The sequence below is a fragment of the Coprobacter tertius genome, from assembly GCF_024330105.1.
GTDB classification, from domain to species: Bacteria; Bacteroidota; Bacteroidia; order Bacteroidales; family Coprobacteraceae; genus Coprobacter; species Coprobacter tertius.
Map to the genome: position 1 here is coordinate 248,348 of NZ_JANDHW010000003.1, position 22,575 is coordinate 270,922.

The window sequence follows — 22,575 nt, forward strand, 5'->3', positions numbered from 1 at the left end:
ATTGTTTAATTTCTAAATAGAATGTTTTATAAATGTAAATAAACTATTAAATTTATTCGCAAAACAAAAACAGCATGCAGTTATCTAAAAACTTATTATTTGCCTCGAATGAAGTTTCGGATTATTATTCATTAAACGGAACCCATATAAAAGGCTTCCTATGCTTGTTTAACGACTCCTTTCTTTTTCTCGTACTCTTCTGTCAGGGTTGTTATTTCATTTTTTATTCCCGGTATAAAAAGAGTATCGCTCATGTTTTTCAGTTCGTCGATAGTTATCCAGCGTATGTCTGTGTGATTCTCCGAGTTCGGTTCACCCGAGCGGTATTTACACAAAAACACGATACCCGGTATCGTCGGTTCGTTTTCGGGAGAGATATAATAAAACCGGTGTATATCTTGCATTACGTCGACAGAAACTCCCATTTCGCACTTGTAATGCCGTCTTACACCATCGGTAAACAGTTCGCCCTGAATCAATTGGCCGCCGCAACCTTCATATAGTCCGGGGTAAAGTTTCCGGGTATTTTTTCGGCGGGCGATTAGTATATACATTTGATTTTTCTCCTCTTTTATACATATTCCGGCTACATGAGTTTCCACGGTGCGCCGCTGATGTTCCCGGGTAACGAACGAGAGCGGGTTGCGCTCATCGATGAGATCTACACACTTAGGATAGAAAATTCCGTTTTTGTCTATCGAGAAAATATGGGTACCGCTGGGGCAGTTCGAGTCTTCACAAACAGGCATAATCAATTCCAGACTTTTTAAAAAAGAAACGTCTCCATGTTGCCCATCGATGATTTCCTGATATTTCCGTAACAAATCGGTTTTGGTATTCTCCTCCGATTTTACAGGAAACGAGATTGTAATGTTTTCTATTTTTTCTTTTCTCCAGAAATCGATAAACCGTTCGGTATTCGAGAGGAAAAACGTATTTCCTATTACATTTACGTTGAAAGGTATATTCAGCGACTGGCATTTATGTAAAAATTCCAGAACCATAGTAAACGACCGTTCATTTTTTATCCCTTTGTTTACACGATATTTTTTGTTGTTATAAGCCTCTATGCTGATAACGAATTTATCGAATTTTTTATAATTCTTTATCTCATTTATCAAATCTATTTGCTGATCGAAGTTTATACCGTTGGTACATATCGAGAATTTCTTTATCGGAGAGTCGTTTACGTTTTCCACGATTTCCGGTAGATTGCTGATCAAAAACGGTTCCCCGCCCGAAATAATCAGTTTCTCTATACGATGGCGGGCGATTTTCGTGTATAAACTTTCAAAATCTATATTTACGGCAACCGGCTCGGTATTCAGTTTTGTATTTATAAAGCAATGTGGACAATGTGCCGAGCAATGGTCGGTCAACCGCCAGCAAACCGTCTTTATTTTGTCGTTGAAGCGACATAGCCGTATATTGAAAGTCGGGTAATTCGTTTTTTTATAAATCGTGATAAATCGATTGTAAACGTAAATTAGGTCTCTGTATACGTCCATCGATTCGAATTCCGAAATATTCCTGAACGAAATATTTTTCCCGGTATTCTTTTTTTCTTTCAACTTAAATCCGTAATACATTGCGATGTGGAATTCTTCTTGCGAAGATTTGTTGTTTCCGTATTCCTGTATGATAAAAAAGGGCGGGGGGCTGATCGTATGTTTCAGGTATTTATCGTAAAAATGCAGTTTTTTTACATCTTTGCCGAGTGCCTCTTTCAGGGTATATTCTTTTTTCTCGCCGAAGTACGACAAGTCGATCAACTCTATGTCGATATCCTGTAAGCCGGTCTCTTTTTCTATCGTATTGAGTATTTTACAATAAGGAGTCTCCAGTTTTCCTAACAATCTGGGGCGGTTGGTTCTGTAATACGATCCCGGCTGCATATGAAATCCTTTATCATCTTCGATCAGCAAAATGTTGTTATCGTCGTCTACGATAATGGCGGCGACCGAGAAAACACCTCTCGGATGTAATATTTTCTTTACATAAATGAGGTAGTAAATCAACCAGAGAATCAGAAAAAAAGTGGCGAAAAGGTACCAAACGATACTGTTATCACTATTCTTTATATAGCCTATTACGTAATTACTCATGCTTATAAAAAACATCAGCCAGTCTCTTAGGGTCGTAACTATACTTTTCCAGCTCATGGTATGGTACCGGTTTGGGGATTCGCACAAAAATAACTTATATTACAAATGTAATATTTTGTTTTTAAATCTTTAAATTTTGCTATAATAAATCTCGTGCATTTTCTTATCTTTGTTATTATGTCAATAAAAAAAACAGTTCATTATGATTCCCGACTACGGCGAAAAGGTTTATACTATTCTTAGTGATTTAACCGGTCTGAAATTCAAAGCGCAGCTCAAAGGCAGCGGAATAGAGTTTAAAAGCATATATAAAATGCAAAATCTGGTCGGTGGGAGCGAAAGTTATCTTTTGTTTCTCGATGATACATCCATCTGGTTTCGCGATCGGGACGGATTTATAAATGAGTTCATTACGTTTCTTGCCAAAAGTCTCGAAGATTTAAATGCCCGTTTCGAAGAGATCAATTATCGGTTGGCTCGTAAACCGTTTGCCGATGAATACGCCATTTACGAAGAAAATGAATATATCGGGGTTTGCGGGGCTAAACGGCAGACTTTGCTTCAAAAAATGAGAGAATTTAAGGCTACACGGCAATAAGTCTTGCCCCGAGGCTTTCAGTTTTTTCTGTTTACGGTACCGGTCACATTTCTTTCTGTATTTTCATTTACTTTATCTTTGCTCGTATCCGGCTCAAACTTACTTGTGTTATGCCCAGATACGACGCGATGTTTCCCAGCGGAATGCGTTGCAGCAGTTCGGGGGTATTTTCCAATAGTTCTTTATATCGTTCGCTTGCATCGAGAAACAGTAGCGAAATAATTTTCTTTTCGGCTTTTACCAGTTCGGTTTCGGCAAATTTGCGTCCCCAGTTGGCGATGTGCAGGTCTTTTTCAAAAAGTTCATACAGTTTTTCCCTTCTCAGCACATAAAGCGAAGCGTCTTCTATCAGTTCTACCGTTTCGTATCCCGGTTCGTCGTTTACATAGCTTTTTAGCGATACCAAAGCAGCGCCTTCGCCGCCGAACCAAAATGTCACTTCTTCTCCGTTTATCGGGGCGTAAGCCCGGGCGATTCCCTTTTCCATAAAATAAATGCTTGTTTCTGTTTTGCCTTCCTGCAACAGCCGGTAACCTTTGGGGTAGGTAACTTGCGAAAGGTGTTCGATCAGCGATTTTTCCGATTTTTCGGGTATAGGGCAGATATGATTTATAATCGTATGTATATCCATTGTTATAGCTTATCAGTCGTATCAGATAAAACAAAAATAAAAAAAGAATGCCGTTTTTTACGGTTATCCGTACTTTTTTATCAAATGTAAAAGGACAACCGGTTTGTTTTTCTCAATTTTGCTACCGTTAGTAATTCAAATAATAAAAAATGAACTGGATTTTATTATTAGTCGCCGGTCTTTTTGAAATCGGAATGACATTCAGCCTCGGAAAAACGAAAGATGCCGAAGGATATGTATTTTATCTCTGGCTGGTTTCTTTTTTTGTCTCTGCTGCCCTGAGTATGGCATTGCTGGCCAAGGCCGTGCAAACTCTCCCGGTCGGTACCGCTTATGCTGTATGGACGGGAATCGGAGCTGTCGGGACAGTGCTCGTGGGCATATTCTTTTTCAAAGAACCCGTTACGTTTGCCCGCCTTTTTTTCATAGCCACGCTCATTGCTTCCGTAATCGGCCTCAAATTTGTATCGGCTTGAGAAAATAAGAGTGATAATTTTTTTCACGGTTTATTGTTTTGCCGATGGATAATAAACAAAAAAATCATATCTTTACATATATTATGATAATTCATCCTGCCGGCTGTTTTCCGGTGCTATGCGTATAATTGTAAAATCGTCTCTCGAAAATCGATGGTATCTCAGGTACAGAGACGAAAAATAAGGCATCACATTATGGCAGAGAGATCGTTTTAGAGAAATATTCGGGGAGGGGAGGTCGGTTTTGCCGGTAGCGCTAACCTTTCCGTTCGTAAAATAAGAGTTGCGATGATAGATACCTCTAAAAATTTTATATTAATCGATGGCGAGAACAGAACCTCACAGATAGAAAATATTTACCGTGAGGGGCAGGAGTGGTATCGAGTAAAATTTAACAATTCATACAAGACTTATAGATACAGTAGCGATAAAATTTTATGTCTCACCGATCCGGAGAGTATCGATATCGGTCAGAATCGTATTTTTATCGACGACCGTCTCATCCTCGATTTAAAGGAAGTGCTTGCCTTCAGGCATAAGAGCCGGGTTTACTGGCATGTGGTGCATACCAACGGTTATACTCGCGACCTCATCGATGGGCAGTTGGTCGTTAAAGCCTCCTGTCTTTCCGATCGGAAATCTGGCAAGGTGTTCGAATACCTGAAATCGGTTGCCGCTACCAACATTCTCGGTAAGGAAGAGGGAAAATCTGAAAACGGCCTTCTTTATAAACTCTATCGGGGGATCGATTTTATCGATAATCAAATGGCCGTTGCTCCGTATCTGAATCCCGGGAAAAAAATAAAATCTTATAAAAGTTCAGACCTTATCTTTCCTTTCGGATGCAATGCCAGCCAGAAGAAAGCTGTTGTCTGTGCTTTCAAAAATCAGATCAGTGTCATTCAAGGGCCTCCGGGAACGGGAAAAACGCAAACCATCCTCAATATCATTGCCAACATCTTGCTAAAGAAGCAGACCGTGTTGGTGGTTTCCAATAATAATTCGGCTACGACAAATGTCCTCGATAAACTCGATAAATCCGGTCTCGGTTTTATCGTGGCTCCCTTGGGAAAGAAGGAAAACAAGGAAGCTTTTATCGCTAACCAGCCTCCTTTGCCGAAGGAGTTGCTTCACTGGAAATTAAATACGTGGGATAAGGGAAAGAACCGGAAGGGGATAAGTGACGCTTTATCCCGACTCGACAAGATTTACGCGATACAGGAGAAACTCGCACTCTCAAAGCAGGAACTCAAAGAGGTCGAGTTGGAGTGGAACCATTTTCGCAATGAACAAAATACGGACTTTTCCTCATACGACCTTTCTAAAAATCTGAAGTCGTCGTATATTCTCGACTTGTGGCTGCAATTTCAGGCCTATGCCGAGAACGACAGTATCTCTCCCGATGGGTGGGTGCAAAAAATCTTGGCTGCGATTAAATGGTGGTGGATGAATCGGATCGGAAAGTATCGGTTGAGACTGAAATCGAAGTTCGATAAGTTCAATCTTCAAGCGATTATTACCGAATTACAGGCGCTTTACTACCTGCGGAAAATAGACGAACTCAACAAACTCATAACCGATCTGATGGCGGAACTGAAGATGTATGATGCCAAAGCCGAATCCGGCAGACTCACCGACCTGTCGATGCAATTGTTTCGGGCCGCCTTATACGATAAGTATGGGAAAACAAATCGACACGTGTTTTCGTCGCTCGATGATTTGCGTACACGTAGCGGAATCTTAAAAGAGCAGTATCCCGTTGTATTGAGTACTACTTTTTCTTCACGTCTCTGTTTACCCGAGAACGACGCTTTCGACTATCTTATTATGGATGAAGCGTCTCAGGTTTCTGTCGAAACCGGTGCCTTGGCGCTCACCTGTGCCCGAAATGCCGTTATCGTGGGCGATACCCTGCAAATCCCGAACGTAGTTACCGAAGAAGACAAAATAAAACTGAATGTCATTGCAGAGCGGTACGACATCCCTCCGGGCTATAATTGTGCCGACAACAGCTTCCTGCAATCGGTATGCGATATTTTGCCCGATGTACCGCAAACGCTGCTTCGGGAACATTACCGTTGTCATCCGCGTATCATCAACTTCTGCAATCAGAAATTTTATGGGGGTAGTCTGCTCATTATGACCGAAGAAGACGATAAGCCCGATACGATGCGGGCCGTTCTCACTTCTCCGGGAAATCATGCTCGCAGTCATTACAACCAACGTGAAATCGACGTTATCAAAAACGAAGTCCTTCCCGGTCTGCCTTCTCGGGACGATGTCGGTATTATCACCCCTTATAATGCGCAGGTCGAACAGTTGTCTCGTCAATTGCCCGATTTCGAGGCGGCTACCGTCCACAAATTTCAGGGAAGAGAAAAAGATACGATTATCATGAGTGTCGTAGATAATCAGATTACCCCGTTCAGCGACGACCCTAATCTGTTGAACGTGGCCGTATCGAGAGCCAAAGACCGGTTTTGCCTGGTTGTTTCGGGCAATGAACAAGAGTTGAAGGGGAATATAACCGAACTGATGTCTTACATCGCGTACAATAATTTTACCGTTACCGAGAGCAAGATACATTCTGTTTTCGATTATCTGTACAGCCAGTACACCCGGCAGCGTTTCTCCTTTATCCGGGGACACGCCAAAGTGTCCGAATACGATTCTGAAAACCTAACTTTTGCCCTCATACAGAAAATTCTCGAAAAGCATCGCGAATTTCATCATCTGAGTGTGGTTTGTCATGTTCCCTTGCGTAATATCATCAAAGACAACTCTTTGCTGAGTGAGGACGAAAAAAACTATGTGTCCAATTACAGAACGCATGTCGATTTTCTGCTGATCAATCGCGTTAGCAAAATGCCTGTTCTGGGTATCGAAACCGACGGCTACTTTTATCATAACTGCGAGACGCAGCAGCACCTGCGCGACAAGATGAAAGATCATATTTTTCAATTATACCGTATTCCTCTTTTACGGCTGTCGACAGTCGGTAGCGGCGAAGAAAACAAAATCGTAGATTCGCTTGCTTCCCAAATTCCTGCCGGGGTTATATCCTGAGCAAATCAGAGGAGGCAGAGCCTACTTAGCGGTTCACCCGGGGGCCGGGAAAGCCAATAGCGGGGATGAGGGAATTGCCTGCTGTAAATAGTAAGGACGGTAGGGCTATTACCCGAGGTGCCCGACATCGGGGAATGTTTCGCTCGCGCCCGACATGACAAGCACCGCTCTACACGACCCGGCTTATTCACGGCGAAACAAGGATGAAATAATATAAATGGAAAAAAAATAGTAAAAAAAGAATTTTTTTTTTATTTTCGCCATATTAATAAATATATAACAGTTCAGGTAGTTTACAATGCGGAAGATCCGGCCGTCACGTACGGAGATACGGAAAGACCGCAAAAATCGATGAATAGGCAATCGCAAGAAAGAGGATTTTCCCGATGAATTCGTGATATCCGTATCCACTAAGTTTGCCGCGCGGGGAGGTGAAGGGCTGCCGACCATAACCCGTTATTGTATGCAACTTAATTATGTAAAAGAGCACGTTACGTGCATGAATTACAAAACCGATTCCGAAACCGGCTTTTCTACCGGTTCCGCTCTTCGGGGCGAGTGTTTCGATACCGACGGGCATCCGCTCGATACCAACCGTCTTATTTTTATCCTGCAAGGCAGTGCGAGCATCACCCGCGACGGGGAAGAAACCGTTTTCGTCGATGAGGGACAGTTCGTTTTCATCCCTGTTTCGTCGTCTTATACCTGCGAGGTGATTCGTCAGGTTCGTTATCTCTGTCTTTCGTTCACGCACGATCACATCTCGTTTTGCGACAAATACATGCTCGAGAATTATTTCAAAGAGGTAAAAGATGTCGAGCCCGGTTTCGGTCCGCTTGCCGTGCGTCCGCCGATCGATCTCTTCCTGAGTCTCCTGCAGGTATATCTTTCCTCGGGAGTCAATTGTGTCCACCTGCACGAGATCAAAGAAAAAGAACTTTTCATTCTGCTGCGCGCCGTCTATACCCGCGAAGAACTGGTGCGGCTTTTCTATCCCATCATGGGCTACCGGGTCGATTTCAAAAGTATCGTACTCAAAAATAAAGATACCGTTACCAGCCGCGATGAGCTTGCCCGACTTACCGGCATGAGTGTTTCCGACCTCGCCCGCAAGTTCCGCGCCGAGTTCGGCGAGTCGCCCTATTCCTGGCTGCTCAAACAGAAAAACCGCCGTATCCTCACCATGCTTAGTTTCCCTACCGTGCGCATCAAAGATATCATCAACGAATTCAACTTTTCCACACCGGCCTCGTTCAACCGGTATTGCAAAGTGCATTTCGGATGCGCCCCCCGGGAATTACTCCGGTACGTGCGTGAAAACGCGGCTCGGCCTGAAAAGGAATAAGGCGATTCCCCGCAGGTGACCGTTATCAGGGGAGGTTTCGTTCACGCCCGACAAGACAAAAGCGGGGGGGGATGACAAGGAGTAGGGCGATTGCCCGGGGCGGCGGCCATCAGGAAATCCTTTGCGGCCGCTCCCGATGACGGAAGATAACGAAAAGCCCTGCCGTTCTTCCCTCCACTCCTGATAAAAAACGGGCGCTCGCGACGACAAAGACGTATCGATAAACAGGCATTTTCCTGTTTTCATCGAAAAAAATGCTGAAAATTTGCGTAAATTTAATTTTGGATAATTTTTTGATTGTTTTGGATAACTTAATATCGAAAAATCACCCGTAGATTTGCAATAAGTAAAAAAAGATGTAGTACCGTACGACTGCCATAGGCAGAATCAGCGGACGGTACACCAGAGATGATTTTAGCAGATTATACGCCTCCCGGGGCGTCGTATCGCGAAAAGTTCATCTCTTTTTCTTTTTTAGTCAAATACAGTATTACGGTGTATTTCATGAAAGAAGGTAATGCCGTAAATAACGTAGAGGAGAGATAATTATGTTTTTGGTATCTACAAGATGTGGGATTATTGCCTGTCGGCTGCTGGCCGAGGCCTTCGGTAGCGGTACTTACCTCAACGCCCAGGCCATAGCCGCTCATTATAATATGAATGTGCGTTCGCTCATGCCGGCCCTGCGCCAACTTACCCGATCGGGAATTTTGCAGAGCCGGGTAGGCGGCAAGCAGCCCGGGTTTATCTTCGCCCGCGACCCGTCCGAAATTTCCCTGCTCGATGTAGTTACCGCCCTCGAGGGCAGCGTTAGCGTTCCCTGCTGCCGGGAAGTGATAAAAGACCTCAACTGCGATTGCGGCAACAGCGGCGAGTGCGCCGTATACCGTCTCTTCGACGGGTTGCTCACTTACAGTAAAAGAAAACTGGCTTCGGTTTCGGTCGCCGAATTCGCGCGTACCGGAAACGGTCTTTTCGCGCGTACCGGCCTCGGACTCGAATTTAAGTAAAATTATACACGTACACCCATGAAGCTACTTAAAAACCTGTTCATATTCGCACTGTTCCTCGGCTCGGTCTCCGTTCCGGCCCAGAAACTCGCCTTGAAATCGAATCTGTTGTACGATGTAAACGCCACGATCAATCTCGGGGTAGAAATGGCGCTCGGGCGCAAAGTCACCCTCGACGTTTCGGGAAACTATAACGGTTGGACTTACGCCGAAAACCGGAAGATGAAACACTGGCTCCTGCAACCCGAGCTGCGCTGGTGGACCTGCGATCGCTTCTCGGGACATTTCTGGGGATTGCACGCCCTGGCCGGGCAGTTCAACTTCAACGGCATGCTGCCGTTTACCTTCGGTAACCGGCAAGTTCTGGCCGCCGTCGCTCCCAACGGACTCGCCAAATACCGCTACGAAGGCTTTATCAGCGGGTTCGGCGTCAGCTACGGTTACCAGTGGATTCTCGGCAAGCGATGGAGTCTCGAGGCCTCTATCGGCCTCGGATACGCCTATATGGATTACAACAAGTTCGGCTGCGAGAAATGCGCCGAGAAAAAAGGTCATAACCGCTCGCATTATTTCGGTCCCACCAAAGCCGCTCTTTCGATCATATATATCATTAAATAAACGCTGTTTACATTATGAAAAGGAAATTACTATACACGATCGGAGTTTTTGCAGCCCTCTTTACCGCAGGGGAGGCCGCCGGACAAACGCTTATCCGTCAGGGTAACGTAGCCGTCGAGGTAAACGGCCTCTCGCAGGCCGGCGACTCGCTCTACGTAGATATGCACCTTACCGTGCTGGGCAAAAACGTGGCTTCCGACGAAAGCGCCGATTACATCCCCGTTCTCGTGGCCGGCCGCGACACGCTCGCCCTGCCCGCCGTGTCGTTACGGGGGAAAAACAATTATAAAGCCTATCAGCGCAAACTCGCCCTCATGTCGCCCCGCGAGCGGGAAGCCGCCCGCTACGACGCCCCCTTCCGGGTGTTGCAAGACGACAAGCGGGGCATGCGTTCGCTCGACTACCGCGTGGCCGTGGCTTACCAACCTTGGATGGACGCCGCCCGCATCGACCTGAAAGTGGTCGGTTGCAACTGCGGTAAGTCCCGCGAGACCAACGTGAGCATGGCGCCCAGCGAAACCGGCGGCGGCCGTAAAGTCGTCATTGTACACGGCGGCAACCTTATTACTCCCCATTTCGCCTACCTGCGTCCCGGCGAAGAGGCGGTGAAACAGCGCACCGTCAGCCGCGTGGCTTACCTCGATTTTCCCGTCGGCAGCGCCAGACTCGATCCCGCTTACGGCAATAACCGCGACGAGCTTTTCCGTGTCTCGAGTATTTTCTCGGCACTCTCGGGCGACTCCTACGTACACCCCGACCGCATTACCATTACCGGATACGCCTCGCCCGAAGGCTCCCGCGCAATCAACCGCTCGCTCTCCGAGCGGCGTGCCGGCGCTCTCGCCGGTTACCTCACCGGCCGGTATGCCTTTCCCGCCGCCATTTACGACGTGCGTTTCGGCGGCGAAGACTGGGCCGAGCTGCTCTCGCTGGTCGAGAACTCCCGCATGAAGGGGAAAGAATCGGTTGAGGCCATTATCCGCTACGTGCCCGACTCCATCGACGAGGTACGCAATATCTCCCGTAAAAAAGTACTTATGGACCTCGACGGGGGCGATCCCTGGCGCTATATGCTGCGCAAGTTTTTCCCCGCCCTCAGGCGTACCGTGGTGAAAGTAGATTATACCGTCGCCTCGTTCGACTTGCCGCAGGCCCGGCAACAGGCCCTCGAGCGTCCGCAAAACCTCAGCCTGGCCGAGTTCTTCGCCGTGGCGCAGAGCTACCCCGCCGGCAGCGACGAATATAACGAAACCTTCGAGACGGCCGTGCGCATGTTCCCCGATGACCGTATCGCCAATATCAACGCCGCCGTCGCCGCCCTCTCGCGACGCGATTACGTGAGCGCGGCCCGCTACCTCGACCGTATCGACGTAGTACCCGGCGAGTCGGTTTACGATAACGCCATGGGGCTGCTGCTCGTCTTGCGCGACCGCGACGCCGCCAAGGCCCGGCCCTATTTCGAGAAAGCCGCCCGGGCCGGACTCGAGGCCGCCCGGCAGAACCTCGACGCCCTCGACGCCGTCACCGGAAATAAACCGGCTCCCCCCGCCGCCGAAAATGCCGCGAAGGGGCGCCGCAAAAGATAAACCTTACTTAACGCTGAAACAGATAAGCCTATGCAAGAGAAAAAATCACCCGGTACGTGTCGCCGTTGCGGCAAGCCGGTAAAGAATACATGTTACCGAGGGTCGCCGCGACCGGAGAGACACATTTTAATCAATCTATTTTAATAACCAATTTTATTTAAAGAATGAAAGTAAAAAATCTATTTTTATCGATGTGCGCGATAGCGGCATTGGTAAGTTGTTCGCAAACCGACGAGGTGATCGACAAGGGCGGGGAGATCGGCAAAGGCGAGGCCGCCCGCGTTTCCCTCACCTTGAAAGGCTCGGGCGCAGGCTCGAGAGCCGAGGTACCCGGAGAGATCGATCCCGCTATCGATACCCAAAACGCTACGGTTAACGACGTTACCGTCTTTTTCTTAAACGGCAACAAACTGGTGAACAAGGTGTATACCACCATGACCGGAGACAATGCCGTGCTTACCACCACTACCGATGCCCAGCAGGTGGCGGTAATCGCCAATATCGGGGAGGACGAAACCCTCACGGGTATTTTTAAGAACGTAAACAGCCTCGCCACCCTGAAAGCGGCTGTGACCGGTCTCGACCACCTGAATAAACAGAAAGATGCTAAGGTGTATATGGCCGGTATGTCGACGGATAATATTGTTTTTGATGCGGATAACAACGGTGCGGTTACCGTGAAGATGTCGTATGTGAGCGCACGTATCGACCTTGTGAGCGTGAGCTGGCCCAATACGGCTGAGTTGGGTGAATACGGTACCAACTTTACCATTACCGGTGTTTACCTGATGAAGGCGCAGACCAATACCCATTTCTTCCCTATTGGTGATGGTACAACTCCCCCTGTTAAATACATCGAAGACGCCAGCCGTCTTTTCGGTGGTTTCAAACCGTGGGGTGTGGCCCCGTGGAACAATCCGAATGAATTCCCCGAGTACACTCAGGATGTCTACTTCGGCCTCTCCTCGATTCCTACGCCTACCGATATAGCCGGTGGTGGTTCGTTAACGGGTAAAGAACTCAAGAACCAGGCTCACTGGTACGTGTTCGACAACAACTTGATCAATGACAACGGTACCGCTCTCGTAATCGAGGTTTCGTGGAATAAGGTACTTGCTCCTCCTGCAGAACCTGTGACTCGTTATTTCGTCGTTTACTTCGACGGGGTAGATAAGGAACCCATCGTGGCCGGGAAGAACTACCAGGTATCTCTGCGTATCAACCAGAGTTTCTTGCCTTTCAGCGAAGGTGGTGACCCGGGTACCGATACCCCGACCGTACCGACGGTAGACGCCAACGTAACCGTTACCGTAGAAACCACTGCCTGGGATGTAAAGACGATCAACAAAACATGGAACTAATGCCGGACTTTTCGGTATCTCTCATCCGCACCGGGCGGTAACGCCCGCCGGTAACATCAGTTTTTCCTCACGGGCCGCGGCTGGTTCCGCGGCCCCCGGGAAAAACCATTACAGAATCATTTAATACAAGCAAATCTCATGAAGTACGGCAGCAAATACAGGTTTATATACGGTGGCATAATCGGTATGCTTACCCTGTTGGCGGCAACGGGCTGTATCGCCGACGATCTCAGCGGTTGTTTCCGGGGCATCTCCATGAAGGTAGAAGTAGACGCCCCCGGCGAAGAAACCGCCGTTAAAGACATCAGCCTGTATGTCTACGACGACAACGACAAGCTGCTCGATATTATCCGCACCGATAAAGACGGTACCATCATTCTCGATTACCCCGGTACTACCGCCACCTTGCGTTGCGTCGCCTGGGGAAACGTAAAAAACGCCCCGGTTACCGTTACCGCTCTCAAGCCGGGCGACCCCCTCGCCAAGGGTTTCGTCAGCCTGCAAAAAACAACCGGCCGCGCAGCGGCCGATACCTACCGGTCTCCGTCCGATTTATTCTTCGGGACCCTCGAAATAGAAAACAACCGTACGCCCGGCCGTACCGATATCGTCAAGTTACCGGTATCGCGCAAAGTGGCGTCGATGAATATAACCGTACGCGGCTTTACCTTGCTGGCCGGTACCACCTCGGGAAAATTCTCGGTCGTGGTGCACGAGACTCCCAGCCGGGTAGACTTTACGGGCCGGTTCAGCGGAACCCCCGCCGCGTATGCCCCACAGGGTAGCCTCAACGCTAAAAACGAATTTATCGTTCCCTCGTTCAACCTCTTTCCTACCGCCGGCGGAGCTCCCCTCACGGTAGAACTTTACCACGAGGGCACGCTGCTTAAGAGCGTCACGACCGACTCTGCCGGCCGCCCCATCGTTCCCCAGGTGGGTAAAACGTTGAACCTGTTGCTCAATTACGTCGGCAACGTAGATGTGCAGATCGCTATCACCGGCTGGGGCGACACTTACGTCTGGAAAGAATATTTGTAAAGAGGTTAGAAATTGTTTTTTGTCATCCTGAATGAAGTGAAACGCATACGACTCGGAATCCTGTTGCTGATGATTTATGGCGATTGATAAGTTTGAGAGTTGTGAGGGCGGAAGAGCCGCCCGAATGAGGACGCCGGCTCGTCCGGCAGGAGAGTTCCCTGGGATAGGGGATGAGATGATTGATGATAACAGGAATCCGGGTGAAGGGGATTGCTTGAATGGGGAGCGTTTCACTCAGGATGACTTTAAAAATAAAATATAGGAAAATTAATTTATATACGATACGATATGTGGAAACTCCATACCATCCCGACGCGGAAAATATTCGGCGGACCCCCGCTAACGGTACTCTTGGCGGTACTCCTTCCGCTCTTTCTGTTTCCGGGTGCCTGCCAGTTCGAAAACATCGACTGCGATACGCCGCCCGTCGACCCCGAGTCGACGCTGGTAACCCTGTCGGTTTCTTCCGCCGGGCCGATGTCTCTTTCCCGGGCTGCTGTTCCCGAGGCCGATCAGGAATCCATCAAAAATATCTACGTATTGCAGGTGTACACCTCGGGAGTTTATAACGGTACGATACGCCGTGCGGCCGAAGGCGTGCCCGACTCGCAGTCGGGAAAATATAAAGTGAATCTGCTCAAAAGCAACGCCGGCGAAAAATACAATCTCTACGTGCTCGCCAACGTCCCCCGCGAAAAATTCCTGCCCGCCGCCCTCACGGGGAAACCATACTTCCAAGTATTGGCTTCGATCTGGACCAGCGGTAAAATCAACGGCACCCTTACCTTTTATACCGCCAACGGCGTTCCCATGTTCGGCTCCGCCAACAACGACCAGCCGGTCGAGATCAGAGACGGCATGGACATTACGAATATCAAACTCATCCGCAATGTCGCCCGCGTCGATATCGGCATCGGTACGTATAATGGCACCGACAATACGTGGAATAAAGGCAGTATTAAATTTAAAATGAAAACCATCGAGATACGTAAGGTTCCCGATGAATACTCCTATTTCCCGGCTCCGGGCAATTATACTTTCGGCACCGACGGAGTGCCTCAGGTAAAAGCTGCCACGCACGTGAGCTCCGGCGAAACTACTTTCAACTATAGCACTACCGCGCCCAACCCCGACATCGTTAACAATACCTATTGTAAAAACAGCATCTTCCTGCCCGAGCTCGCGATGAGCGGCACCATATTCGACGATGACCATACCAAGCGCATGGCGATTATCGTGGGCGGACGTTACGGTGACGATACGCAGGATACTTATTACCGGGTAGACTTTTCGCAGACCGGCAGTAATTCTCTTTTCAGCGTATTGCGCAACAACCTCTACCGCTTCACGATTTCCGATATCACCTCCTCCGGATTGCCTACGGCCGACGAGGCCTATAACAGCAAGCCGGTAAACCTGCGCTACGCCGTATCGGTGGAGCCCTGGAAAGACGGTGTAGAAGACTATCCGCAGGCCATTATCGGTTTCCGTATGGTGTACGGCGGTTATAACGGATCGGTAACGAGCGGCGTGATTACAGACGATAAAACTCCCAATTCTGCTACACATACAGGTTACCCGAAAACCGTATCGGTAAAACAAAAAACAAAAGTATGGAATGGCCGCGTACGCTATACTTACGGTTACGATTACAATAAGTTTACCGGGGAGTCGAAAAACTTCTGGGCGCAACAGGGAGGGCCCGAACCTTATAACGGCGACCTGTACACCTCTTTGCAGAACGCACTCGATGTAGAGGGCGTGTACCCCGATATTATGGTGGCCGGCGACGACCTTACCGACGATCAGGGGAGCGACGTGGTTCTCTGGAAAGACGACAACGGGAAATTCCCCGCCCGAGACCTCTGCAAAAACTATTACGGAGACGGATTCCTCGACTGGCGGCTGCCCCGCCTCTCCGAACTGGTATATATCTACTTCAACCACGCGGCGTTAAAGGCCGAGCCCGGCTTCGTCCCTATGCAGGGCCGCTACTGGAGTAATTCCGAATTTACCGAAGGCCCAGACTATCGCGACTCTTATTCGCCCTACGCTTATACTTTCCAATTCGATACCAACGGCAACGGCCGGGCGATGGTAGAAGGGCATAAGAATATGGAACTGAACAAGGTACGTTGCGTGCGGCAAATGAACAGTAACCCCGCGAGTAAAACGATTAAATAGGCAATGCATATGATAAACACGAAAAAAATATTCGATCACCTTCTTGCCGCCGCGCTCGTAACGCTGCTGTTCTTGCCGGCCGGCTCGTGTGTAGAAGACTTCTCGTACGACTCCGGCGCCGGTACCGGCGCCCCGGGGAAATCGGTTCCCCTCCGTTTCTCGGCTTCGGTAAGCGGGGCGGGGGAGACTTCACCGCCTCCTGTGGAGTCGAAGGGGGTAAATCCGATAAATCCCGAAAATCTGGGTAATAGTAATCTGGGATTTATGGGAATGATCATACAGCAGTCGCCCGGGGGCGGCGATGTCTTTCCCGGCTCCCGGGAACTGCTGGTGAAAGCGTTCCAAATTTTAGACGATACACAATGGGTATATTATCCTCAAACGCCGGGTGTTACCGGGCCTGTCACACCCCAGTGCTACGCCGGTAAAACGATACGGGTCACCTACTACGGCCCTGTTGACGGAAAAAGTCTCCCTGTCGGGATTGGTATCGACGGTTTTCCCTTCGATTTCAGGGGTAACCTGAATAATGTTACACAGCAAGATTACCTGTATTGCGACACCACCTACGTAGTTCCTTCAAACGAAAAGCAGGTAAGTCTGCGACTGAAGCATGCCTTCGCCCATATCCGGATAAACGTGACCAAATCGCTCGACAAAGATACGCACACACTCTCTCAGGTTGCTCTCGACAACATGGGCGACGTGTGGATCAAGCGGAAAGGTTATATCGACCCCGCCACGGGCGATACGGTGTCGGGGGCCGCCCATCCCGGGCTGCGCTCTCAGGCCGGCCCGCTCTCGTACAGCGGCCTGAATGTTGCGCTTTCGTCTACGACGAAGCAAACCTACGACTTTTTCGTACCGGCCTTTATGAGCGACACGCTCAAAGACGAAACGGTGGTAATCGCACTCACGATTAACGGTAAGAAAAAGATATTTCCCCTGCGGCGCAACCACCTCAACCACGAGGCACGTAACGGAAAAGACTACTACGGGTTTGCGCAAGGGTATATAAATACCTACGACGTGGTGTACGACAATACGGCCATGCGGCTCATCCTTACCGACTGGAACACCGTCAACCGAGATGGGGACTTCGGCATACCGCCCTCCGGCGTGAAGGGGATACGGCTGAACGGCGCACGGGACATGATCAGTAATTTTACATGGGGCAATTTCCCTACCACCGGATATGTTACTCCCGCTCATTTGTACGAGAGTTGGCTTTCTACGGTAGCCCTCGGCAACAACGGGATGTATATCGACGGGTCGAAGAAACATACATCGAAATATTCCGGTTGGGGAACATTCGAGGGCGATAAGAATGTGTATCAAGACGAACCACCGTCGGCAGACTTTTTTATGACCCAGGAGAATGTAAGCACCATACCGGTACCTTGGGAAGGAGCCGACGGGGCGCTCATCGCCAAAGAATTGTGCCGCAAATACCGGGGCGGCGGTTTCACCAACTGGCGCTTGCCCCGGGCCTCGGAGTTCCGTATGGTCGTCGCCTCTTATACTATGACTTTGAATACGGTGTGGAATAATTTGAATTTTGGCAGCAGTCTCGATACCGAAACCTTCTGGATGGCCACCGAAGCCAGCCCGACAACAGCCTGGACCGCATTCGGAAGGGAGTCGGATGATCCTCCCTTGAGGCGTGTATACCTCGATGCCCGCGACAAGAAAACTACATTGGCGAGCGTACGCTGTGTGCGGGATAATTAAGAAGAGATGACAAAAGACAAAAACAATAGGGAGGCGGAAATTCGCGCCAGACATATTGGGGTAATACAGGGTGAGCGATACCCGGGGAAATGCGCGCTATATCGGTGTAACGAATAACCCCGATGGGCGGGTATCCGAACCTGAATCGGTTATACCCCCGGTTTTATCGAACGGTATAACCGTCCTCTTCTTGTATATTATGAAACGTTCTATGGCATAAGAGAGGCGATCGCTCGCGAAAAGACCCTGAAAGGCTAACCCCGCATCCGTCGAGGAAGCTCTTATCGCTACGGTAATCCCCGAACGCATAGACCGTTCCGCCGGCTGGATTCCCTATCATCGGGAGGTCGAAAGGTGTGATGAATGACAAAGGGGCGATTACCCGCAGGCAACAAGAAATAAAGTAACAATAAAAAACAACCCTATGAACAGAAAAATAATCAGTCTTTGTTTTGCGGCAATGCTGTTTGCCGGTTGCAATGACGAACTCGTCCCCGATGCCGGAACACCTGTTTCGGGAGAAACGGGCGAACCGATAACCGTGCAGCTCTCTTTCGGGCTGTCTCCCTACGGATCGCTGACGGGAACAACTGCGCGCGGTGCTGAGGTTATGCCTCCGGTAAAGGCGTCTTCTGACGTTATGGACGTAGAAATATCGGCCGTACCCGATACCGCCGCTTCCGCGGCGACCCGCGCCGTGCCCGAAGGGGTAGATACTTATGTGGAGGGATATCATGTGTTGCAGTTCGACGGTACACAGCCCGATTCGCATTTGAAAAAACGGGTGTATTATCCCTGTCCGGGGGGTAAACTTACTACCGCCGACGTAACCCTTTTCAAACAGCCGGCGAAACAGCGCATCGTGGTGATTACCAACGTGCCGAGCGATTATTTCGATGAACTTGTGTTGAATACTTCTACGTATAGCGATTTGCAGGATATGAATTTCGAGAGAAGCCCCGCTAAATCTGAAAATATGTTTCCCTTATTCACTAACGGGACGAAGGATCTCATCGTGATGAGCGGACAGAGCGACCTTACGCTGCAGGAAGGCAGCGTAATACAGGCTTCGGTGGTATTGCTGCGCACGGTGTCGAAACTCGATTTCGACATACAGGTGACCGGCGCCGACGTAAAGGGCAAATTCAATGTCTGGGACGTATCGCTGGCCAGTCTTCCCGGCAGGAGTTACGTGAATATTATGGGCGGCCGCCTTGCGGTATTTCCCGACCTTAGCGGAGCGGGTTCGAAGGCCTATTACGCCCTGCCGTTGAAAACGGTGTTGAATACCGATATTATACCGGCTCTCTCGGCCTTCGTACCGGTAAACCTGCAGCCCGACGTGCCCGGCACGACGTTTTACAACCGTCGTACCAACGCTCCCTTGGGAAGTTCTTACTTGCAGATCGTGGGCCAGAACCGCGATAATCAAGGCGTGGTAAAAGACATGGTGATGTACCATATCAACCTCGGGCTGAATTTCGCCGAGAACTATAGTCTGCCCGGTAACTATCATCTTAAATATACGATTCGTCTCAAAGGTATTTCAGATGAAGACAGCCATGTGATAAAATTTATCCCCGGCTATTTCGGGGGGCAGTTTAAGGCTTACAATGCAACGGGAGGCGAGGTGGAGCTTTCCAGTTCTTCAGCCGTCACCTTCCGCTACGAAAAAAGGGTAGAGGTAACGGCATCGGATGCCGCGGCTCCTGCCGCAACCGCCGATGCGGGCAGCACCTCCATGCGCTGGTACACGAATAGCGCAACGGTGCCGTCGATAAACGTGGGATCGTTGACCGACGGTTTTGCCAATACCTCCGCCGTGGCGGGCTACGTATCTCCCGCTTATTTCCCGGCGGCGTATACCGCTTTCCGGGGACTCAACGGAAATATAACCTCCGATATATATACTGCGGCCGACTGGTACCTGCCCTCTATCGCGCAGTTGATGGGTACGTGGCTTTCGGCCGCGGCTTATGTGCCTACCATGTCGCCGGTGTACTGGTCGTCGACCGTCGATGCCGGACGCCAAAATGCCTATACGATCTCGATCCGGGGCGAGGTGAAACTCGAGCCGGTACAAAGTTCTCATCATTACGTAAGGGGGATGCGTACCCTGAATAAATAGACAAGCGATGGAAATACAAATAAAATTCAAGACAATGCGCCGTCGTGTCGGGCACCGGGCCATCACCGCCCTGTGTGCGGCGGCCCTATGGCTGTGTGTGGGTATCGACGCCGCCGCACAGTATGTAAAGAAAGAAACGGTTGACAACATCACCGGTAACGTAGCCGTCGTATATGCCGACGGCATGCCCGAAGGAGCGATATGGCCGCTGGGTACCGTACTGATGAAGAATGGTGCGACCATACGCCACCAGGTAGGCAAAGGGAATGGCGGCAATATCGATGTCAACAGCCGTGTCTCGGCCCGGTTTATCGTGGCTCCGGCCGATGTTCAAAACAGCATTAACTGGCAGAACGCATCGGGTTTCGATAATGGAAACAACGATATTAACGCTGAATTTACGAATACTGCGGCCAAAACCGGTTGCCGGGGACTGACCACGGGAAACCGCAGCTGGAGGTTGCCTACCCAGCGCGAATTGCAATTGATATGGTTGCTCAAAGAGGGTATAAATAAGATATATTCCGCTAATATGATGAACAATTCACTCTATTGGAGTGCGACCGAAGAGGATGCGGGAAATGTCTGGGTGGTAAATTTCGGTAATGTACTTGAAGTGAAACCTCTACCGAAAAGCCGTTTGTATCGTGCGCGCTGCGTTAGCGATTACTGATTATAACCCGGGAAAGATATGACGAACTTGAAAATTATACTGGAGATTATACGGCACGAAATGACTAATAGAGCCGATATATGCCTGTTTCTCGAGCCTTATACTGGAATGTGGAAGGCATACGCCCAGTCGGCTGTAAACCTGAAAGGGCTGATGCCTACTCTCGAATACGAGAAGTCGGAACTGGTATTTTCCGATGTATCGTTCTGCCTCCCAGGCGTTACGGTTACCATAGAGCAACTCGACAATCGCGGTCTCATACAATTCTGTACGCTCGTCAGCGATAACTATATACGGCTTTGTGTACGGAACTGATTTCGGGGAAAAGAGCCGGTATAACCGTTGAAAGATACTGAAAAATAGCCGGTCTGGCGGGTGAAGCGACAAGAACACCTAAGTACACCTCGTAGTTGTCGGGAGACAACGAACAGATGATAGACACACAATGCTTCGAAGCCGGAGCGGCTATCTTTTATTTGCCGGGCAAATCCGGAGAGTAGAGCGGGAAAAGGTTTCCGGCGGGTGACCGTAGCGGGGCCTGTGGAAATCGGATATTTCGTGTGAATAACTTAAAATATGCCGTTATGAACAAAAAAGAAATACTGACAGCAGCCGCCAAAGAGTGCGGTCTCACCCGGAAAGAGACCGAACGGGCGTTTGAAGCGATTCTCTCGGTGATTACCGTTGGATTGAAACAGGAGGGAAAGATCTCTTTAAAAGGATTCGGTACCTTTATCGTTAAAACGTCCCGCTCCCGGATTATCTTTAATCCCCGGCGACTGGAAAAAATGAGAATGGAATCCCGGAAGAAGGTTTGTTTTAAAGTTTCGTCGATGCTGAAGCTATAACCGGGAACCGGTGGGATTCTGCCTCGTCCTCGGACTTGCGGCTTATTGCGGCGGTAGCCGGGGATCGAAGATTTTTGTATTGTCGGGTATGTTGTCCCGGCATTTAATTGAGGATAAATGTTTTTTTTATAGGATATGAAAAATAGGATATATATACTTATCGCGGGTTTCTTGCTTATTACGGCAGCCTGCTCGGGACACCATACGAATACCGCAATAAGCGGCAATGCGTCTGCCGGTAAAGCGAGGGTCCCGGAAAAGAGATTTGTTTTGCCGCAAATTCCCGACTCGCTCACCGTTCCGGCCGAACGTGCCGACTGGCTGGCGATGCATTACTGGGATTTGTTCGATTTTAAGGATACAGCCCTCGTCTTTCGCCCGGAGATCGGCGAGCAGGCATTGGCCGATTTCCTCGATGTGTTGCGTATGACCGGGGAGAAGATTGCCGGAGAAGCCATGGCGGCTATGATGGATCGTGCCTCGGCTGACAGTGCGGCGTACCGGCATTTTACGGCACTGGCGGGGAAATACCTGTATGACGTGAATTCGCCTTTTAGCGATGAAACGCGTTATGTGCCTGTTTTGCAGCATGCCCTGGCTTCGCCGCTGACCGACCCGACTGAAAAGATACGGTTGCGTCACCGCCTGACGATGGCGATGACAAACCGCCCCGGAGAACGGGCGGCCGATTTCGAATACATTCTGGCCGATGGCCGTAAGGGCCGCATGTCGCGTATAAAGGCCCGGTACACGGTGTTGTTTTTTAACGATCCCGGATGCGAAGACTGCCGGCGCGTGAAAGATTATATTGCGGATTCGAAAGTTTTTGCGTCTTTGTGCCGCTCGAGCGACAACGGAATTCCCCGTCTGGTGATATTGGCCGTGTACACCGAAGGCGATGTAATCTCGTGGCAGCAGACCCGGTACCCCCATTTTATATTGAATGCCCGGGATGGCGGTCAGGTCATAGAACGGCAGGCGTTGTACGACTTAAAGGCGATGCCTACACTGTATTTGCTCGACCGGGAGAAAAAAGTACTGATGAAGGATGCTTCGGTAGAGAAAATCGAGGAATATTTGTCGCGGGCCGAGTTATCGCAGGGGAGCGGCAAATGATCCCGGGCGGGAAAGATCGGGAAATACCTTGCCGGTGAATAAATCGTATTTTATATATCGA

Annotated in this window: 20 protein-coding genes; 17 read left to right on the forward strand and 3 right to left on the reverse strand. The window is 49.4% G+C overall.

Annotated elements, in window-relative coordinates; all coding sequences use genetic code 11:
- Positions 1-158 precede the first annotated feature (158 nt).
- Positions 159-2,162 (reverse strand): radical SAM protein, encoded by a 2,004-nt coding sequence (locus NMU02_RS04620; RefSeq protein ID WP_255026105.1) that lies wholly within the window; start codon positions 2,160-2,162, stop codon positions 159-161.
- Between the two features lie 145 nt (positions 2,163-2,307).
- Here NMU02_RS04620 and NMU02_RS04625 point away from each other — a divergent pair, with 145 nt between their 5' ends.
- On the forward strand, positions 2,308-2,703 hold the full coding sequence (locus NMU02_RS04625) for a hypothetical protein (RefSeq protein WP_255026106.1): 396 nt from the start codon (positions 2,308-2,310) through the stop codon (positions 2,701-2,703).
- Between the two features lie 67 nt (positions 2,704-2,770).
- On the opposite strand, the gene NMU02_RS04630 is transcribed toward NMU02_RS04625, so the two are convergent.
- Positions 2,771-3,334, reverse strand: a complete 564-nt coding sequence (locus tag NMU02_RS04630; protein WP_255026107.1) for a Crp/Fnr family transcriptional regulator — start codon at positions 3,332-3,334, stop codon at positions 2,771-2,773.
- A gap of 149 nt (positions 3,335-3,483) precedes the next feature.
- Here NMU02_RS04630 and NMU02_RS04635 point away from each other — a divergent pair, with 149 nt between their 5' ends.
- From NMU02_RS04635 to NMU02_RS04660, 6 genes are all read left to right on the forward strand, one after another.
- Complete coding sequence (locus NMU02_RS04635; protein ID WP_255026108.1) at positions 3,484-3,810, forward strand: DMT family transporter; 327 nt, start codon at positions 3,484-3,486, stop codon at positions 3,808-3,810.
- A 288-nt stretch (positions 3,811-4,098) separates the two neighbouring features.
- The gene (locus tag NMU02_RS04640; protein ID WP_255026109.1) at positions 4,099-6,876 is read left to right on the forward strand and encodes an AAA domain-containing protein; all 2,778 of its coding nucleotides are present in this window, start codon (positions 4,099-4,101) and stop codon (positions 6,874-6,876) included.
- A gap of 499 nt (positions 6,877-7,375) precedes the next feature.
- Complete coding sequence (locus NMU02_RS04645) at positions 7,376-8,221, forward strand: AraC family transcriptional regulator (RefSeq protein ID WP_255026110.1); 846 nt, start codon at positions 7,376-7,378, stop codon at positions 8,219-8,221.
- Positions 8,222-8,769: 548 nt separating this feature from the next.
- The gene (locus NMU02_RS04650; protein ID WP_255026111.1) at positions 8,770-9,231 is read left to right on the forward strand and encodes an RrF2 family transcriptional regulator; all 462 of its coding nucleotides are present in this window, start codon (positions 8,770-8,772) and stop codon (positions 9,229-9,231) included.
- Positions 9,232-9,249: 18 nt separating this feature from the next.
- Positions 9,250-9,849, forward strand: a complete 600-nt coding sequence (locus NMU02_RS04655) for a DUF3575 domain-containing protein (protein WP_255026112.1) — start codon at positions 9,250-9,252, stop codon at positions 9,847-9,849.
- 14 nt (positions 9,850-9,863) lie between these two features.
- Complete coding sequence (locus NMU02_RS04660; protein ID WP_255026113.1) at positions 9,864-11,435, forward strand: DUF3868 domain-containing protein; 1,572 nt, start codon at positions 9,864-9,866, stop codon at positions 11,433-11,435.
- Positions 11,436-11,592: 157 nt separating this feature from the next.
- Here the strand turns inward: NMU02_RS04660 and NMU02_RS04665 are convergent, their stop codons facing one another.
- Positions 11,593-11,871, reverse strand: coding sequence for a hypothetical protein (locus NMU02_RS04665; protein ID WP_255026115.1), 279 nt, complete (start codon positions 11,869-11,871; stop codon positions 11,593-11,595).
- On the opposite strand from NMU02_RS04665, the gene NMU02_RS04670 reads away from it, so the two are divergent.
- From NMU02_RS04670 to NMU02_RS04715, 10 genes are all read left to right on the forward strand, one after another.
- Positions 11,849-12,796 (forward strand): hypothetical protein, encoded by a 948-nt coding sequence (locus NMU02_RS04670; protein WP_255026116.1) that lies wholly within the window; start codon positions 11,849-11,851, stop codon positions 12,794-12,796. The two genes, NMU02_RS04665 and NMU02_RS04670, sit on opposite strands and share 23 nt — an antisense overlap.
- 138 nt (positions 12,797-12,934) lie before the next feature.
- Positions 12,935-13,834 carry a FimB/Mfa2 family fimbrial subunit gene (locus tag NMU02_RS04675; RefSeq protein ID WP_255026117.1) on the forward strand — a complete coding sequence of 300 codons (900 nt, stop codon included), beginning with the start codon at positions 12,935-12,937 and terminating at the stop codon, positions 13,832-13,834.
- 76 nt (positions 13,835-13,910) lie between these two features.
- On the forward strand, positions 13,911-14,096 hold the full coding sequence (locus tag NMU02_RS04680; protein WP_255026118.1) for a hypothetical protein: 186 nt from the start codon (positions 13,911-13,913) through the stop codon (positions 14,094-14,096).
- A gap of 596 nt (positions 14,097-14,692) precedes the next feature.
- Complete coding sequence (locus NMU02_RS04685; RefSeq protein WP_255026120.1) at positions 14,693-16,018, forward strand: Lcl C-terminal domain-containing protein; 1,326 nt, start codon at positions 14,693-14,695, stop codon at positions 16,016-16,018.
- A 9-nt stretch (positions 16,019-16,027) separates the two neighbouring features.
- Complete coding sequence (locus NMU02_RS04690; protein ID WP_255026122.1) at positions 16,028-17,749, forward strand: fimbrillin family protein; 1,722 nt, start codon at positions 16,028-16,030, stop codon at positions 17,747-17,749.
- A gap of 424 nt (positions 17,750-18,173) precedes the next feature.
- Positions 18,174-19,877 (forward strand): DUF4906 domain-containing protein, encoded by a 1,704-nt coding sequence (locus NMU02_RS04695; RefSeq protein WP_255026123.1) that lies wholly within the window; start codon positions 18,174-18,176, stop codon positions 19,875-19,877.
- A 7-nt stretch (positions 19,878-19,884) separates the two neighbouring features.
- Positions 19,885-20,550 (forward strand): Lcl domain-containing protein, encoded by a 666-nt coding sequence (locus NMU02_RS04700; protein WP_255026125.1) that lies wholly within the window; start codon positions 19,885-19,887, stop codon positions 20,548-20,550.
- Between the two features lie 18 nt (positions 20,551-20,568).
- Complete coding sequence (locus NMU02_RS04705) at positions 20,569-20,865, forward strand: hypothetical protein (RefSeq protein ID WP_255026126.1); 297 nt, start codon at positions 20,569-20,571, stop codon at positions 20,863-20,865.
- A 269-nt stretch (positions 20,866-21,134) separates the two neighbouring features.
- A complete protein-coding gene (locus tag NMU02_RS04710; RefSeq protein ID WP_255026127.1) occupies positions 21,135-21,398 on the forward strand; it encodes an HU family DNA-binding protein in 264 nt (87 codons plus the stop codon).
- Between the two features lie 135 nt (positions 21,399-21,533).
- Complete coding sequence (locus NMU02_RS04715; RefSeq protein ID WP_255026128.1) at positions 21,534-22,514, forward strand: DUF5106 domain-containing protein; 981 nt, start codon at positions 21,534-21,536, stop codon at positions 22,512-22,514.
- Positions 22,515-22,575: the final 61 nt, after the last annotated feature.

What these genes read in the sequence shown, in the direction of transcription:
- NMU02_RS04620 (WP_255026105.1), bottom strand. Translation starts at nt 2,162, where the DNA reads ATGAGCTGGAAAAGTATAGTTACGACCCTAAGAGACTGGCTGATGTTT.
- NMU02_RS04625 (WP_255026106.1), top strand. Translation starts at nt 2,308, where the DNA reads ATGATTCCCGACTACGGCGAAAAGGTTTATACTATTCTTAGTGATTTA.
- NMU02_RS04630 (WP_255026107.1), bottom strand. Translation starts at nt 3,334, where the DNA reads ATGGATATACATACGATTATAAATCATATCTGCCCTATACCCGAAAAA.
- NMU02_RS04635 (WP_255026108.1), top strand. Translation starts at nt 3,484, where the DNA reads ATGAACTGGATTTTATTATTAGTCGCCGGTCTTTTTGAAATCGGAATG.
- NMU02_RS04640 (WP_255026109.1), top strand. Translation starts at nt 4,099, where the DNA reads ATGATAGATACCTCTAAAAATTTTATATTAATCGATGGCGAGAACAGA.
- NMU02_RS04645 (WP_255026110.1), top strand. Translation starts at nt 7,376, where the DNA reads ATGAATTACAAAACCGATTCCGAAACCGGCTTTTCTACCGGTTCCGCT.
- NMU02_RS04650 (WP_255026111.1), top strand. Translation starts at nt 8,770, where the DNA reads ATGTTTTTGGTATCTACAAGATGTGGGATTATTGCCTGTCGGCTGCTG.
- NMU02_RS04655 (WP_255026112.1), top strand. Translation starts at nt 9,250, where the DNA reads ATGAAGCTACTTAAAAACCTGTTCATATTCGCACTGTTCCTCGGCTCG.
- NMU02_RS04660 (WP_255026113.1), top strand. Translation starts at nt 9,864, where the DNA reads ATGAAAAGGAAATTACTATACACGATCGGAGTTTTTGCAGCCCTCTTT.
- NMU02_RS04665 (WP_255026115.1), bottom strand. Translation starts at nt 11,871, where the DNA reads ATGGTGGTATACACCTTGTTCACCAGTTTGTTGCCGTTTAAGAAAAAG.
- NMU02_RS04675 (WP_255026117.1), top strand. Translation starts at nt 12,935, where the DNA reads ATGAAGTACGGCAGCAAATACAGGTTTATATACGGTGGCATAATCGGT.
- NMU02_RS04680 (WP_255026118.1), top strand. Translation starts at nt 13,911, where the DNA reads ATGGCGATTGATAAGTTTGAGAGTTGTGAGGGCGGAAGAGCCGCCCGA.
- NMU02_RS04685 (WP_255026120.1), top strand. Translation starts at nt 14,693, where the DNA reads ATGGACATTACGAATATCAAACTCATCCGCAATGTCGCCCGCGTCGAT.
- NMU02_RS04690 (WP_255026122.1), top strand. Translation starts at nt 16,028, where the DNA reads ATGATAAACACGAAAAAAATATTCGATCACCTTCTTGCCGCCGCGCTC.
- NMU02_RS04695 (WP_255026123.1), top strand. Translation starts at nt 18,174, where the DNA reads ATGAACAGAAAAATAATCAGTCTTTGTTTTGCGGCAATGCTGTTTGCC.
- NMU02_RS04700 (WP_255026125.1), top strand. Translation starts at nt 19,885, where the DNA reads ATGGAAATACAAATAAAATTCAAGACAATGCGCCGTCGTGTCGGGCAC.
- NMU02_RS04705 (WP_255026126.1), top strand. Translation starts at nt 20,569, where the DNA reads ATGACGAACTTGAAAATTATACTGGAGATTATACGGCACGAAATGACT.
- NMU02_RS04710 (WP_255026127.1), top strand. Translation starts at nt 21,135, where the DNA reads ATGAACAAAAAAGAAATACTGACAGCAGCCGCCAAAGAGTGCGGTCTC.
- NMU02_RS04715 (WP_255026128.1), top strand. Translation starts at nt 21,534, where the DNA reads ATGAAAAATAGGATATATATACTTATCGCGGGTTTCTTGCTTATTACG.